3 protein-coding genes are annotated in these 17,462 nt (G+C 65.6%); all 3 read left to right on the top strand.

Features of this window, described 5'->3' with window-relative positions; translation table 11 throughout:
* The 3 genes from QHF89_RS38220 (at nt 1) to QHF89_RS38230 (ending at nt 17,462) form a co-directional block, all read left to right on the top strand.
* A complete protein-coding gene (locus QHF89_RS38220) occupies nt 1-4,674 on the top strand; it encodes an nSTAND1 domain-containing NTPase (RefSeq protein ID WP_284721461.1) in 4,674 nt (1,557 codons plus the stop codon).
* Nucleotides 4,675-4,821: 147 nt separating this feature from the next.
* The gene (locus QHF89_RS38225) at nt 4,822-6,996 is read left to right on the top strand and encodes a DUF4139 domain-containing protein (protein ID WP_136972954.1); all 2,175 of its coding nucleotides are present in this window, start codon (nt 4,822-4,824) and stop codon (nt 6,994-6,996) included.
* 1,154 nt (nt 6,997-8,150) lie between these two features.
* Entirely contained in the window at nt 8,151-17,462 is a 9,312-nt protein-coding gene (locus QHF89_RS38230; protein ID WP_136972953.1) for a Tc toxin subunit A-related protein, read from the top strand.

Below are 17,462 nucleotides of genomic sequence, written 5' to 3' on the forward strand. Positions count from 1 at the left end.
ATGGAGCGCCATCCGGAGAGCCAGCGCGGTCGCTCGGAGGAGGCTTCGGCGAAGGAGCCGGAGCCGGATCCCGCGTTCGCCCGGACCGCGCGGGTCATGACCGAGCCAAACCCGGAGCCGCCTTCCCGCGCGACGGTCTCCGCGACGTCGCCGCCGATCGCATTCGGCGCGCCCGCGATCCCGGTGGAGTCGCTCTCGCTCCAGCCGGGGCGCGTCATCAAGCAGTACGAGATCATCCGCGAGCTCGGCCAGGGCGGCATGGGGCGCGTGTTTTTGGCCCGGGACACGCGGCTCGCGCGGCTCTGCGCGATCAAGCTCCTCGTCGGGTACACGGGGAGGCGCGCCGGGCGGTTTCTGGCGGAGGCGCGGGCCACGGCGCGCTGCAAGCACGAGAGCATCGTGGTCGTGTACGAGGTCGACGAGCTGCAGGGGTATCCCTACATGGTGCTCGAATACCTCGAAGGCCGCACCCTCCGGGCGTGGATGACCGAGCGCGAGCGCGTGGGCGGCGTATCGCCGAGCGTCGCGGCGGAGATCATGATCCCCGTCCTGCGCGCGCTCGTCTGCGCGCATGAAATGGGCATCGTGCACCGGGATCTCAAGCCGGAGAACATCCTCCTGACCGACGGCGGGCAGGTGAAGGTGCTCGATTTCGGGATCGCCAAGCGCTTCACGCTCGACAACACCGGGACGATGACGATCGCCGCGCCGCGCCCGGGCGACGATCTCACGACGACCGAGGACGGGACGGTCGTCGGCACGCCGCCGTACATGTCGCCCGAGCAATGGCTGGGGCTCGACGTCGATCCGCAATGCGACGTCTGGGCCGCCGGGATCATCCTGCACGAGCTCGTCACGGGCGCGCACCCGCTCGCGCCCGTGAGCATGGCGCGGCTCGTCGGCGTCCAGGTCCTCGAATTGCCCATGCCGAGCGCGCTCGAATCACGCCCGGATCTCGGGGCCCTCGGCGCGCTCATCGATCGTTGCCTGAAAAAAAGCAAAACGGAGCGTATTGGCTCGGCGCGGGAGCTGCTCACGGCGCTCGAAGCGCTCGTGGACGAGCCGACCACGGTGGCGCTCTCCGACGACGACAACCCCTTCGCCGGCCTCTCGGCATTCCAGGAGTCGGACGCAGCGCGGTTTTTCGGCCGCGAGCGCGATATCGCCGGCGCGCTCGGGCGCCTGCGCAACCAGCAGCTCGTGGTCGTGGCCGGCCCGTCCGGCGCGGGCAAATCGTCGTTCGTGCGCGCGGGGCTGCTCCCGGCCTTGAAGCGCTCGGGCGGACCCTGGGAGGTCTTCCTCCTGCGGCCGGGGCGCAAGCCGCTCGCGGCGCTCGCCGACGTGCTCGCGCAAATTGCCGACGCGCCCGCCGACCTCCGGGGGAGCGTGCCGCCCACGATCGACATCGAGGAGCTCGCGGCGACGTTGCGCAGCCGCCCCGGATATCTCGGCGCCCGCCTCCGCGCGCGGTGCCGCCGCGCGGGGCCGGACCATCACATTCTTTTGATCGTCGACCAGTTCGAGGAGCTTTATACCCTCGGCGCGAGCCAGGACGAAGGGAAGGCGTTCCTGGCCTGCCTCGAAGGCGCGGCCGACGACGCGTCCTCGCCGCTGCGCGTGGTGCTCGCCATGCGCTCGGATTACCTGGACCGGCTCGTCGACAACCGCCATTTCATGACCGAGGTGACCCGCGGGCTCGTCTTCTTGCCGCCGCTCGGCCGCGAGGGGCTGCGCGCGGCGTTGACGAAGCCCATCGAGGCGGCGGGCTATCGATTCGAGGGCGACGAGCTCGTCGAGCAGATGCTCGATACCCTGGAGAACACGCGGAGCGCCTTGCCGCTCTTGCAATTCACGGCGACCAAGCTGTGGGAGGCGCGGGATCGCGAGCACAAGCTCCTCTCCCGCGAGAGTTATCGCGCGCTCGGCGGGGTCGCGGGGGCGCTCTCGACGCACGCGGACGCGGTGCTCGCCACGCTTTCGGGGCCGGAGCAGGCGCTCGCCCGGTCGATTCTGTTGCGGCTCGTCACGCCCGAGCGCACGCGGGCGCTCGTGAGTTTGTCGGAGCTCCGCGAGCTCGCCGAGGGCGGCGACGCGACGGAACAGGTCGTGCAGCACCTCGCCGCCGCGCGGCTCCTCGTCATCGAGACGGGCGGCGATTGGGAGGGGTCGACGGTCGAGATCGTCCACGAATCGCTGGTCGAGCGGTGGGCGAAGCTCCGGCACTGGCTCGACGAGAACGAGAAGGACGCGCAATTCTTGGCGCGGCTCCGCGCCGCCGCGCAGCAATGGGACGCGAGCGCGGAGGCCGAGGGGCTCGTCTGGCGGGATCGCGCGGCCGAGGAAGCACGGCAATGGCTCGCGCGCCGCCGCGCCGCGCAGGGAGCGGGCGCGCCTTTCCGGCTCGGCCGGCGCGAGGAGCGATATCTCCTCGCCGTCGTGGGGCTGGCCGATCGCGAGCGGAGCCTGCGCCGTCGTGTGGCCATGGGGGTCATCGTGGCGCTCGGCGCCATTACGGTGGTCGTGTCGTACCTGGCTTTGCGCGCCGGGGAGCAGGCGCGGCGCGCCGATCAGCAGGCTTCGCACGCGGACGCGGAGGCGGGGCGCGCACAGGCCGAGGCGAGGCAAGCGCGCAATGCGACGCGCATCGCCGCGGCGCGCGAGCTGCAAGGGGATCCGACGACCGTGCTCGCGCTCCTGCGCGAGGTCGAGCCGCCCGAGGTGCCCCGCGGCTGGTCGGAGCTCGCGCGCTCGGCGCTTCAGAGCGGGCCGGCCCGCGTGGTGCTCGGGCATCCGGCTTTGGTGATGTCCGCGGCCTACAGCCCCGACGGCAAACGGATTGCCACCGCGTCGGAGGACGGCATCGTGCGAGTATGGAACGCCGACGGCCGCGGCGAGCCTTTGCTCCTCCGGGGGCAGGAAACCGTGCAATCGGTCGCGTGGAGCCCCGACGGCCGCCGCATTGCGGGGGCGTCATGGGACAAGACCGTACGGCTCTGGAATGCGGACGGCACGGGCCGCCCGATGGTCCTTTCCGGTCACGAGGACGCGGTCCGGACCGTGACATGGAGCTTCGACGGCGCCCGGCTCGTCTCGGCGTCGCGGGACAAAACAGCGCGCATCTGGCGGAGCGACGGCACGGGCGAGCCCGTGATCCTCCGCGGGCACGAGCAGGGCTTGCGCTCGGCGGCCTTCAGCCCCGACGGCGCGCGTGTCGTCACGGCCTCCGAGGACAAGACCGCGCGTGTCTGGAATGCGGACGGCTCGGGCGAGCCCGTGGTGTTTCGGGGCCATCTCGCGGCGGTCAACCTGGCGACGTTCCGGCCCGACGGCGAGCATATCGTCACGGCCTCGTGGGACAAGACCGTGCGTGTCTGGAATGCGGACGGCTCGGGCGAGCCCCAGATCCTCACGCGCCACCAGGATGGCGTGTATTCGCTCGCATTCACCTCCGAGGGCGAACGGATCCTCACGGCCTTCCAGAGCGAGGGCATGCGCCTCTGGACCGCGGAGAACTCGGGCGATCCCTTGGTCTTCCGTGGCCACGAGGACGCCATTCAAAGGGCCTCGTACAGCCCCGACGGGCAGTCCGTCGTGACCGTCTCCTCGGACAAGACGGCGCGGGTCTGGAGCGCGGAGGGCATGGGCAGGCCCTTGCTGCTCAAAGGGCATCAGCGCTTGGTCTATCGGGCGTCCTTCAGCCCCGACGGCCAGCGGATCGCGACAGCCTCCTGGGACAACACGGCCCGCGTGTGGAATGCGGACGGCGCGGGCAAACCCGTGGTCCTCCGGGGCCATGAAAATGTGGTTCATTGGGCCGAATGGAGCCCCGACGGGAAACGGATCGTGACGGCGTCCGAGGACAAGACGGCGCGAATCTGGAATGCCGACGGCAGCGGCGAGCCGCTCGTGCTTCGTGGGCACCTCGCCACGGTCAAATCGGCGTCGTGGAGCCCCGACGGGAAACGGATCGTGACGGCGTCCGAGGACAAGACGGCGCGAATCTGGAATGCCGATGGCAGCGGCGAGCCGCTCGTCCTGCAAGGCCATCAGGCCGCGGTCAATGTGGCGTCGTGGAGCCCCGACGGCCTGCGCATCGTCACCGCGTCCCGCGACAAGGTCGTCCGCGTGTTTCATGCCGATGGAACCGGCGAGCCGCTGCTCCTGCTGGATCACCAGGGCAATGTGCGCAGCGCGATGTTCAGCCCGGAGGGCAAGCGTATCGTGACCGCGTCGCATGATCGAACGGCGCGGATCTGGAACGCCGATGGCAGCGGTGAGCCGCTCGTCCTCGAAGGGCATCAGCATTGGGTCAATTCGGCCGAGTGGAGCCCGGATGGAAAGCGCATCGTGACGGCCTCGCAGGACAAGACGGTGCGGATCTGGAACGCGGACGGGAGCGGCGAGCCGCTCGTCCTGCGCGGCTCCGATTTCGTGCTGAACGCGGCGGCGTATAGCCCGGATGGCAAGCGGCTCGTCACGGCGTCGGACGACAAGGCCGCGTGGGTATGGTCCGACCTCGAGCCGCTCACCGGCGTCCAGGATCCCAAGTTGTGGTCGGCGACGACGTATTGCATGTCGGTCGAGCGGCGGATCGCGCTCCTGAACGTGCCTGAAGCCACGGCGCGGGCCGAGCAAGAGGCCTGCGAGCGCCGCGTCTCGGCCTCGCCCCGCTGATCTGTCGACGGGCCGTCCACACCTGTCGCCCCCGGGTCCACGTCGCCGCCGGTGCGTGGCGAGAGAGCGCGGCGATGGCGCGGGAAAACGGCGTGGCACGATCGCTGCTGAGGGGCCTCGCATCGGTTTCGAACGAGGTGTGTCCCCATGCGCAAGGTTCTCGCCCCCCTTTCTCTCCTTTGGCTTCTCGGCTGTAGCAACGCCACGAGCTTCGTCCGGAGCGACACGACGCTCGGGCGTGTCGTCGTGTACCGCAATGGCGTCGCGTACTTCGAACGGTATGCGGAGATCGACGGGGATACGCTCCGCCTCAGCGTACCCGACGACAAGGTCGACGATTTCTTGAAGTCGCTCACCGTGGTCGACGCGACGACGGGCAAACCCGCGCCGATCGCGTATCCGACCGTGGGCTCGGGGTACGACGCGCAGGGGGGAAACCTCGTCAACATGGAGATCCAGCTCCAGGGGGCGAAGCCGCACAAGCTCCGGCTCTCGTACGTGACCGAGGCGCCCTCGTGGAAGCCGAGTTATCGCATCTCCATCGGCAAGGACGGGAAAACGAACGTCGATGCGTGGGCCGTCGTGGACAACACGTCGGGGGAGGACTGGAACCAGGTCAAGCTCGGGGTGGGGTCGAGCTCGGCGCTCTCGTTCCGCTTCGATTTGCGCACGATCCGGGTGGTCGAGCGGGAGACGTTGCAATCGGACGGCCTCTTCGCGCAGGCGCCTCCGATGGGCGGGGCGACGCACGGCGGGCAGCCGGGGAAGCCGGGGAAGCGTATCCTCGCGAATCTCGACGATACGAAACTCGCGAATGTGTCGAGGAGTACGGGGGGGACGACGAGTCCTGAGAGTGGCTTCGTCGTCGATGGGCTGGCCGCGGGCGAGGTCACGGTCGCCTCGACCAGCGTGGAGCACACGAGGCGCGTCCCCACGCGCTCCTTCGAATCCCTCACCGCCGTCATGCCCGGAGTTGGGGTTCAAGACAATGTGCCTGCGAGGGAGCCCGCGCCGCCGCCTCCGCCGCCTCCTCCTCCTCCCAAGACGCAGGAGCAGATTCAGATCGAGCAGCTCGCGGCCAAGTATCGGAGCAACCGCAAGCAGATCGTCGTGGAGGGGTATGCCGACGCAAAGGACGGCGACAAGAATGCCGCCTCGCTCGACCGGGCGAACCGCGCGCGTTTGCAGCTCATCCAAGCGGGGCTGCCGGCCTCGCAGATCGTCGCCGTGGGCAATGGCATGCAGGAAGGTCGCAAGGGCGGCGTGAGCATCGTGGAGTCGGTCGACGCCGAATCGCAGATGCAGAAAACGGCGGCCCTCTCGCCCGCCGAGGAGGCGAGCGCGGAGCCGATCGGCACCGCGCACTTCGAATCGACCGTGCCGATGACCGTGCCTCGCACGACGAGCGCGATGGTCTCGATCTTGAGCACGCAGACCGACGGCGGTTTCGTGTATTTCTATGACCCGGAGAGCACGCGGGGCAATGCGACGTTCCCGTTCAAGGCGGTGCGCCTGAAGAACCCGACGGATTCGGTGCTGGAGAGCGGGCCGGTGACGGTGTTCGGCGAGGGCCGGTTCATCGGCGAGGGCATGAGTGATCCGATCCCGGCGCGCTCGTTCGCGTTCATTCCTTTCGCGCTCGACCGGCAGATCGTGGTGGAGCGCAAGGACGACGAGGTCGACGCGATTGCGCGGATCCTTTCGGTGCAACGGGGCGTGTTCTCGACGGAGGTGAAGCACACGCGGAGAAAGACGCTCGTCATGACGAACCGGTCGCAGGACAAGGCGACGGTGTACGTGCGGCATACGGTGGCAAAGGGGTATACGCTGGCGAAAGCGCCGGCGTCGCAGGAGCGAATGGGCGAGTCGTATCTGTTCCGCGTGGAGATCGGCCCGGGCGAGAAGGTGGACGTCGTCATCGACGAGGAGACGCCGGTCTTCCGGTCGACGGATCTCCGCAACGACGCGGGGATGGAGATGGTGCGGGTGTATCTGTCGGGCCCGGCGGCGAGCGGGAAGCTGAAGGAGAGCGTGGGGGGGCTCCTGGATCTGCACAAGGAAATGGCGAACCTGGAGCAGCGGATCACGGTGACCCGCGAGCAGCTCGCCGAGTATCGGCAGCGATTGGACGAGCTGCACGCGCAGATCGTGACGCTGAAGATGGTGAAGAGCGGGGGACCGCTGATGCAGAACCTGGAGAAGAAGATGCAGGAGGTGAGTGATCGGATCTCGAAGGCGACGATCGAGCTGGTGGCGCAGCAGGAGAAGCTGATGCTGGCGAGGATCCGGTTCCAGGATGGGGTGGCGGAGCTCTCGCTTTAAAGAAAGCGGTGAGAAGCCGTGATGGCGTGGCGACGTGAAGCCCCTCGGGGGTTGACAGCGGCTCAGGCTTGGGAGTCGACCCGACGACGGAAACCGCGTTGGGAGGCGCCATCGCCGCTGCGGACGCCGCGGAGCAACAAGCTCTGCGTTGAAGAGCGGCAAGCAAAAAACGACACGCCCTGCGTCGTCATGCCGCAACGCGCACAACAGTGCGGTTCGTAACGCTCCTGCGTTTGCATCACCTGTCACACGGGACGCGCAATGCGCCGTGATGAAGCTCGCGCGTGGGGCATTGCGCGGTCGCCCTGGCGCCGCGCGAGACGCGCGTTGGCAACGAGGCGCTCACGATGTGCGAGTCGCACGGCCTACTTTCCCCCTCCTTGGCGCCGTTCATGACTTGACTTTCAACAATTTCGACCGACGACTCACCACATAGGACATTCTGCGTCCTGCGCCATCCGAGCATCGACCCCCGCAGTCGGATGGGCGCTCGAAAGCGGCCCTTTCTGCATCGGCTGGCATTCCGCCAGGGTGGCAAAAGGACCACACCGTACCCACATATCCTCCAGAACTGTACGGACCCCAATCATTCCTCTGGACGGAACTCCGGCCGTCTGCCAATTACATCTTGGAGCAAATACTGGCGCCTGCTGATCGGGTGCCTGGCCGACGTGTGGCGTACGAACGTTGCCGCCGGCCCGCATTCGCACCTCGATAGGAATGGGACAGGGGATCTGACCCTTCCGATTCGTGAGGTTCGGTGGCGGGTCGCTGTGCATCGCATCGCCGCGCGATGGGTGCCCATCTCGTGATGCGCGGAGTTTTTCTCGGCGCTCGTCGAGGGCGGGAGTGGTCCATTTTGCAAAAGGTGAGAACATGAATACACGGGGCGCCATTTCACCCCGGGAGACGCATCGATAGGTCTAGAAGAGGCGTGCGCATCGCCACCACGAGGCAGGACCTGCCGTAGGGGTTCGTGTGTCTCGCGGCGTGCAACTGTGTATGTCGATGCCCGATTTTGTTGCATTTCTATGCGACGAAGGGGCCGTGGTGTGCTCGTGGGGCGCCTTGCCTGATGGCCTCAGCCTCGGGCTGGCATGGCTTTGCTCGCCTCTGTGAAGGCGACTTACTCGATCAAGGAGTGCGGTGAGATCATGAATGAGGAGATCGAACTCGAGAACGCCACGGGAAGCTTCTATCGGCTCGAGGGCCGGATCTTCGACCTTGCGAATGGCCACGGGGTCGATGGCGTGTACGTCGAAGTGTGGGACCAGGAAGGTCTCTGCCCGGACCTCGTGAGCACTGCCAAGACGGATGCGCTTGGCAACTTTACCATCACGCTCGACGACGACTATCTCGACACGGTTCTCGCGGATCGCAGGCCGCCGCTCAAGTTCCGCCTTTTCAAACCGGATCTGTTCACGCCTCCCCCCACCGTGACCTGGCAGCTTTCACCGGGGATTCAGTACCTCCGCATCGGAGTCGGCACCACGCACACGAACGAGCTCCCTTCCAACCTGGTCGTGCGTGGGCGCCTTACCGATGCGGAAGGGTCGCCTCTCGTGGAAAAGGAGGTCTTCGCATACAATGAGACCTACAATAGGGAAGCGGTGGCCCCAACAAATCCAGATACGCCGTTGGTACTCGGGTCCGCGCGCACGGATTCACGGGGGTATTACCGTATCTCGTACGCGTACAATTCGACCAAGCTGGTTGGCCAACTGCGCGCCAACCTCGTGGTCAAAGCGCCGGACGCGGATGCAACATCGACGAGGATCTGCCACGCTCCTACCACATCAATCGTGGACCTCGTGCAGAAGAGCGTCTTTCGCGGTCGCTCCGAGTTCCACCGGGTACGCGGCAACATCGTATCCGTCATGGGTACAACCGCGCTGACGGCGATGACGGAGAACCACATTTCGATCGTGGCTTGCACGACCGGCGAAGACCGAGATCTCGTCTCGCTTCTGGTCAAGGCGGCCAAGATCGAAAACGAGATAGACCTCGAATACAGCACTGATCTCGATGTAGGGATTGTCTACGCGCTCCTGCGGCAAGACCTGCCTCAGACCCGTCGTGAGCTCCTTTCGCAGCGCCGAAGCACCCTTCGGCGTGCACTCGAGCAGGCCATGGGCAAGAACATCATTCCTCCTCAATCGACCGCGAACGTCATTGCCATCATGGATAATTTGGTGGGCAGAATGGCCGCGTTCGCTGCCGGACCGCGGGAGGGGGGTGGAAGCTCGCTTGCCCAGATCTTCAATGGGGTCGAGCTCACGGGACTGGAGGTGGGTTTCGCGCGCGCGGTCATCGAACACCAAGGGACAGCGGCCCAGTTTTGGACGTATCTCTCGACGCGTGCGGGTTTCGGGGCTCCCGCGACCATCGACAAGCTCAAGTACGTGATGCAGCTCGGCGCGCTCACGCGCTACCACGCGCCGCTCATCGAGAGTCTTGCCGCCGACCTCCACGACGCCCGGGCCTTGGTGACAGTGGACGAGGACAAGTGGCGAGAGATGCTCGACGAGACGACGGGCACCGGGCAGATCGGCTGCCCCCCGGATACGCCTGGAGCGGATGAACTCCAGCGCCGCAACAATTACGCCAAGATCCTCAAGCGCACGGTAGAGGCTGCCTTTCCCACCGCGGCCATCGCGTATCGGGTCATCGAAGAGGAGGAGGCAGGGTCTGATATCCGCGTGTTCTTCGAGAGCAACTCGAATTTCGAGTTTGGGACGGTGCGCGTATCGAAGTACGTCGCAGAAAGCGGCACGATGTCGGGCGTGAGCAATGTCGCCGCGACGACCGAGCGGCTGAAGAAGATGGAGCGGATCTTCCACATCACGCCGCGCTACCGCGAGATGAAGCCGCTTCTCGAGGCCGATCTCCACTCGGCGCAGCGCATCCACCGCATAGGCAAACGGCGTTTCGTCGCCAGGTTCGGCTCCGAGATGGGAATCGAACGAGCCGAGGCGATCTTCGGCAGGGCTTGCTGGATTGCGTCCGCGTCCACCGCGCTGCTCGCCAAGTACGGGAGCAGCTTCCACGGGCCGAAGATCGCGACCCTCCCGGACCTGGTGACACTCGACGGCGAGCAGCAGAACATCGCGGACTGGACCTCCCTTTTCGGCTCCCTGGACGGCTGCGCGTGCGAGCATTGCAGGTCCGTGTACGGCCCCGCGGCCTACCTCGTGGATCTGCTCGAGTTCCTCGACCGCCACGACTCGGAGATCGAGACGCCCGAGAGTACCGAGGAGAATCGAGTCTACTGGTCAGCCCGGGACGTCCTCATTGGTGCTCTTCCGGTGGACACGGATGCTCCTCCTGCACGAAGGCCGGACATCGCGCGGCTTCTCCTCTCCTGCAAGAATACGGACACGACCCTGCCCTATATCGATCTCGTCAACGAGGTTCTCGAGGCCGTCGTTGCCAACGAGCCGGATGGGCTGGACTACCTCGGGACGAAGGACATCACGAGCGAGGGGACGCCGCAGGAGCTCCTGGCCGAGCCCGAGGTAAAATACCTCGCGGCGCACAATGCGGCCTACACCCAGCTCGCCGCTGCGGTCCATCCCTTCGATTTGCCGTTCCACCTATGGGATGAAGAGGCACGGGTCTACCTGGAACATCTCGGCGTTCCCCGGCACGAGCTCGTCGAAGCAATGAAGCTTCCCTCTGGCGATGTCGACGACCAGGTCGCGCGCGAGCGCCTGCGCATGTCGAAGCGGGAGTGGGAGATCGTCACGAAACAACCCTCGGGGGCCCCCACGGCGTATGCGTGCTGGGGCATGCCGGAGACCGACTGGGTCGAGGAACTCGCGTCCGTCCCGCTGTTCCTCCGGCAGGCAGGGCTTTCCTTCGACGAACTTCGGGAGCTGCTGGCGACGAAATACGTGAATCCGGGCGCATCGCCGACGGTCGAGCTCGACCCTGCGACGGGTTGCGATATCGATACGAAGGTGCTGGATGGGCTCGATGAGGCGCTCCTCGGGCGGATCCATCGTTTCCTGCGCCTGCGCAAGCGGCTCGGCTTCCGCATCACCGAGCTCGACTGGACGCTCACGTCGCTCGGGGTGACGGACATCGACGAGGCGGTCGTGCGCCACGTCGCTGATGTCGTGGCATTGCGGAAGGAGCTCGATCTGCAGCTGCCCGTGCTCCTCTCGTTCTGGGGGGACATCGGGACGCGTTCGAGCGAGGAGTGGGGCAAGTCGCTCTACGAGGAGCTCTTTCTGAACAAGGCCCTCAAGGTCGATCCGGCTTTCGAGGCGGCTCTTGGTGTGCCGCCTCCGGAGGGGCGCCCGCTGCTCCTCAACCATGCCACAGGCATTCTCGCGGGGTTGCGCATCAGCGCCGTGGAATTGGCGTTGCTCACCATACCCGAGGTCGCCGAGAAGCACATTGGCGTCGCGAGCCCGCTCGCCGCAAACGCGGTCCTGACCGTGGAGAACCTCTCACGGCTCCACCGCATCGTCGCGCTGGCGAGGGGTCTGCGTCTTCGCATTCCGGACCTCCTCGTGCTCCTTTCGATCTCCGGCCTCGAAGCGCTCAAGGTGAACTCCGAATCCCCAGCCGTGCCGGCCACCACGCGGGCGTTCGTCGAGCTCGCGGCGAAGGTGCGGCGGTCGAGGTTCAGCATGGCGGAGCTGCATTTCCTGGTTCGGCACGCCGTACCGCCGGGTACGCAGGTGGGGCTCTCGGATGCTGTCGTCGAGCGGCTCTTGAAGGACATCGATGCGGCCGTCGAGAAGGTCGTGTCCGAAACGGGGGTCGTTTCGGATCCCGAGGGCGATTCTACCCGGGGACGCCTGGAGGAGCTCCTCGCAGGAGAAACCCGAGCCGAGCGCGCCGCGAAGGCCGAAGCGCTCGTGTCCGCGATCCTCGGAGATTCGGCACTTACGCGAACGGAGCAGCGTGACCTCATCGGCGGGCATCTGGCCCCCTTCTTCGGGGATGATATCGAAAAAGCAAAGGACCATCTCATCGGTCCGGCGACCGTGGAGGGCGTGCCGGAGATCGAGGCGGTGGACGAGCGGTTCGGGTATGTCCTTGCGTACCTGCTCAACCATCAACGCAGGGCGCGGGTGGAGAGCGTCGTCAAGCAGAAGCTCGCGACCGAGATGAAGCTCGACGCCGAGATGGTCGAACACCTGCTTACGGAGACGCTCGGGTCCTTTGCCATTGAAGGCGCCTCTGCGATTGCTGATTTCATGCCTGTCATGAACGCGGCTCTCGAATACGTTCCGCCCGCCATCGCGGCGGAGGGGCAGCGCCAAAACGCCGTCCGACTCCTTCACAAGGCTGCGCTCGTCATCCAACGGCTGAGGCTCCACGCCTCGGAGCTGGCCTCGCCGTACCCGACGGGCGCAACGCCGGGATGGCTCGATCTGAATACCTTGCTGCTCCGGGGGGAGGACGCAGACACGGATCGGCAGGGGCGTTTCGCGAAGTTGATGCGTCTCGTCGACCTGGCCTCCTTCCGCGATACGCTGCGGAATGGCCGCGAGGATTTGCTGGCCATCTTCGCGAAGGCAAGCAATGCGGGGCCGGCCGCGTCGTTCTACGACGAGCTCTCGACGCGCACGGGGTGGCCGCGTGACGGCGTCGAGTACCTCATGACGGAGACCTTTGATTTCGAGTTGCCGGATCTCCGCGATGAGAAGGGGCTTCTCCGCCTCCACCGCGCCTTCCAACTTCTCGACCGCCTCGGCGCGTCCGCTGCACAAGGCACGCTTTGGGCCGACGTCGACGACGCTACCAATGTTGCCATCGCGCTCGACATCAAGCGCGTGGCGCGTGCCAAACACGACGACGCGCGCTGGAGCGAGGTGGCCCGTCCGCTGCGGGACGTGCTGCGCGAGAAGCAGCGCAACGCGCTCGTCGGGTATCTCGTCGCGAAGCGGGACTATGCGGGGCCGAACGAGCTTTTCGAGGACCTGCTCGTCGATGTGGAGATGAGCCCGTGCCAGCTCACCTCCCGCATCAAGCAGGCCATCGGCTCCGTCCAGACCTTCGTTCAGCGCGCGTTCCTCCTGCTGGAGAAGGAGAAGGTCGAGCTCGACGAGGAGGCGGCCCGTGAGTGGCAATGGCTGAAGAGCTATCGCGTTTGGGAGGCCAACCGCAAGGTCTTCCTCTATCCGGAGAACTGGATCGAACCGGAGCTCCGTGACGACAAGACGCCGTTCTTCAAGACGCTGGAGAGCCGGCTGCTTCAGGGCGAGATCAACGCGGAGACGGCCGAGTCTGCGTACCTCGAGTATCTCGATAGCCTACACGAGGTGGGGCGGCTCGACGTGGCGGCGATGTGCCACGAGCGCGAAGAGGATGTGGATGTCCTTCACGTGATCGCGAGGACGGCCGCGCCGCCGCACCGCTACTATCATCGCAAGCGGATCGATTCAGAGTACTGGACGGCGTGGGAGAAGGTCGACCTCGACATTCCGGGCGATCACTTGCTCGCCACGATCTGGAATCGCAGGCTGCATCTGCTTTGGCCCGTCTTCGAGGAGCGGGCCGACGATACCAAAAAAGACGACCCGTCGCCGCGCAAGCACTGGAGGATCTCGCTCGCGTGGAGCGAGCTCCGAGACGGCGCTTGGGGGTCGATCAAGACCACCGCGAACCTGGGCATCACCGTGCGCCCCGCGCTCGACCGCAAGTGGATCTCCTTCATGGTCGAGAGCAACAGCACGGCGTTGACGGTGACCTGCCTCGTCAACTGGTACGGGATCAAGAAGAGCGACTACATGCGGGTTTACGCAGTGGCGGGGACGTTCAAGATCGGGCCGTGCTCGGGCGCGCTCGAGGCTGTTACGGAGGCACGCACCTTCACCCAGGACGACGCCTGGAGCGATGGTCCGTCTCGCGTTGGCTGGGCTCCGGAGAATGCAACGTCGGTGTTCATGGGCTTGAAAGAGATCCCAGATTGGGAGAAGACACCCATCACCGTCTACAACGAGGAAGAGGAGGAAGAGCAGCAGGTGATTCCGCAGGCCGTCATGCTTCCGATGCACAAATCGGGCTCGGCATCGGCGGACACGTGGTCGATCGGCGCTCCGGTGCTCGGGAGGACCGCGGGGGACCGGTATTGGATTCTCCAGGACAAGAATCGCGAATTCGTCGAGTTGGGCCAGCAGCGATCGCAGGAGTCGCTGTTTCTCAACGATTTCGGACGAGTGTTCTTCATGGATCTTCAGCGCCGCACCACGACCGCGTGGAAGGATCTCGCGAAGGTCATCCCCAATGGGCAGGCGCCGATCGTCGGCGATGCAGGAAGCGACCTCGATGAAGTGGTCCTCGAGTGGGCCAACGAGCCCAAGCTCGCTCTCGAGGTCGACTACGAGATCGAGCGGTTCTACAGGTTCCATGCCTTCTACCATCCGTACACCTGCGAGTTCACGCGTCTCGTCGCGAAGGGAGGGGTGGACGGGCTGCTGCGCTGGTCCGAGCAGGAGTCGCCGATCCAGCTCCGCTCGGCGCCCATGGCGGGGTCCTACAGCCCGCAGGCTCATGCGGGCCAGCCCTTCCCGAAGGCGACGGTCGATTTCTCTTATGGCGGCGCATACTCGCAATACAACTGGGAGCTGTTTTTCCACGCGCCCTTCCTCGTCGCCACGCGTCTGTCCAAGAACACCCGCTTCGAGGAGGCGGACCGCTGGTTCCGCTACATCTTCGATCCGACGGGTGGGGCGCCTGGAAAGGGGCCCGAGCGCTACTGGAACGTGCGTCCCTTCCGCGAGAACGTCGACCTCGCCTCGATTCAGGCACAGCTCGAGCTTCTCTCGACCGAGAACCAGAGCGTCGAGAACCCGAATGCCCAGCTCATCGCAGAGCTCTTCGGGCTCTCTTCCGAATCGGGAGCCACGCAGGACATGGTCGCGCAAATCGCGCGCTGGCGGGAAACACCGTTCAATCCACACATGATCGCGCGTATGCGACCGCTCGCCTACCAGAAGGCGGTGGTGATGAAGTACGTCGAGAACCTCCTGGCGTGGGGTGATAGCCTGTTCCAGCGCGATACGCTCGAGTCGATCAACGAGGCAACGCAGCTCTACATCCTGGCCGCGCAGATTCTCGGTGAGCGCCCGCGTCTCGTGAAGGAGCAGGCCGTACCGAATAGTACGTATGCGGCGCTCGAGCCGACCATCGACGCCTTCTCGAACGCGCTCGTCGAGGTCGAGGCCATCATGCCGGCGCCGGCGTTGAACGCTCGATGTACGCGACGCGAGCCGCCGCCTGCCCTCCGGACGCTCTACTTCTGCGTGCCGCAAAACGACAAGATGCTCGCGCTATGGGACACCGTGGCGGATCGGCTTTTCAAGATCCGCCATTGCATGAACATCGACGGCACGGTGCGGCAGCTCCCGCTGTTCGAGCCGCCGATCGATCCGGCGTTGCTCGTGAAGGCGACGGCGGCCGGGGTGGACATTGGTTCCCTTCTGTCGGATGTCAATGTCCCGCTGCCCCTCTACCGCTTTTCGGTGCTCCAGCCCAAGGCACTGGAGTTCTCGAGCAGCGTGATTGGAATGGGGGGCGCGCTTCTCGCGACGCTCGAAAAACGGGACGGCGAGTCGCTCTCGCTCTTGCGTTCGAGGCACGAACTCGACGTGCTCACGGCCGTGCGCGAGACCAGGAAGCGTCAGGTCGACGAGGCCAAGGAGGCGCTCGAGGCAATTCGACGCTCGCGGGCCGTGATTGATGAGCGTCTGTCGTTCTATAGCAGGATCGAGTACACGATTGCCGAAGAAGAGATGCAGGCCACGCTCACGGGGCTCGCCAATCTGGAGACTACGAATGCGGGGTACGCACAGACGCTCGCCTCCGTGCTGAAGCTGTTCCCGCAAATCTCGATTGGAGGCCCGTTCCCCCCGGACATCAAGAGCGAGTTTGGCGGCGTCCAGCTTGGTGGCGTCCTGGACGCCGGTGCACAGTTCCACTCCCTGCTTGCAAGCATTCACCATGCGGGAGCGGCGCAGAGTGCGACGGCGGCCAGCTACAAGCGCCGCTGGGAGGAGTGGAAGCTCCAGGAGCGAATTGCACAGAGGGAGCTCGAGCAAATCGATCGTCAGATCGTCGCCGCGGAGATCCGCCTCGAAATCGCAAAGAAGGAGCTCCAAAACCACGAGCTCTCCGTGAAAAACGCGGAGGAGGTCGAGGACTACCTGCGAACCAAGTACACGAACGAGGAGCTTTACGACTGGATGGTCTCGCAGGTCTCGGCCGTGTACTTCCAGGGCTACAAGCTCGCTTATGAACTCGCGAAGCGGGCCGAGCGCGCGTTCCAGTTCGAACTCGCGCAGCCCGAGGCGAGCTACGTCCAGTTCGGCTATTGGGACAGCCTGAAGAAGGGATTGCTCGCGGGCGAGAAGCTCCAGCACGACCTCCGGCGCATGGAGGCCGCGTACCTGGAGCAGAACAGGCGCGAGTACGAGATCACGAAGCACGTATCCCTGGCCGAGATCAATCCGCAGGCGCTCCTGAAATTGCGGGAAACGGGCAAGTGCGTGGTCGAACTGCCCGAATCGCTCTTCGATCAGGACTGGCCGGGGCATTACTTGCGGCGCATCAAGTCCGTCAGCATGACGATTCCGGTCGTGAACGGGCCCTACGTCAGCGTGAACTGCAAGCTCACGATGCTGAGGAGCAGCGTGCGCATGAACAGCACACTCCTGCCTGGGGATGAAGGCGGTTATTCACGCAAGAGCGCCGACGACCGGTGGCTGGATCACTACGGCGCGATCCAGGCCATCGTCACGAGCAGCGGCCAGAGCGACTCCGGGCTCTTCGAACTGGTCTTCCGCGACGAACGTTATCTGCCCTTCGAGGGGAGCGGCGCCGATAGCACGTGGCGAATCGAGCTCGATGGGAAGACCAACCGATTCGACCCGACGGCCGTTCACGACGTGGTCCTTCACGTGCGCTACACGGCGCGGGACGGTGGGGAATCGCTCAAGGATGGGGCGCTCGACGCGCTGGGGGCTCTGGATTCGTCGGATGCAGGCCCGACCGGGTTGCGGCTCTTCAGCGCAAAGACGGACTTCCCCGACGCTTGGCACGTGTTTCTCACGGGGGAAGGCGAGCCGGCGACGCATCCCCTCTCCCTGCCGTTCGCGCTGCGGCATTTCCAGCCGCTCGTCGGGAATCGCCAGCTCGAGATCAAGAGGGTACACCTTTTCGCCAAACGGTCTGACGGCACGGACGGGTCGCTGACGGTCGCTCTCGACGCTGCGGGGGACTCGCTCACGGGCATCTCCTTGATCGCTGGGGAGTATGGAAAGCTCCTCGTTGCCAGCATCGACGAGGTCGAACCCGAGACGCCCCCCGAGCCCAAGGCGTACCTCGACGCGCCGGTTCCGATTTTGGCGGAGACGTCGACCGAATTCGCCCCGTGGACGCTGACCGTCAGCGACGCGACCCCCAGCGAACTCGAAGACCTCTGGATCGTCTGCGAGTACCAGAAGCAATAG

This window comes from Polyangium sorediatum (genome assembly GCF_029946465.1).
Classification (GTDB): domain Bacteria; phylum Myxococcota_A; class Polyangia; order Polyangiales; family Polyangiaceae; genus Polyangium; species Polyangium fumosum.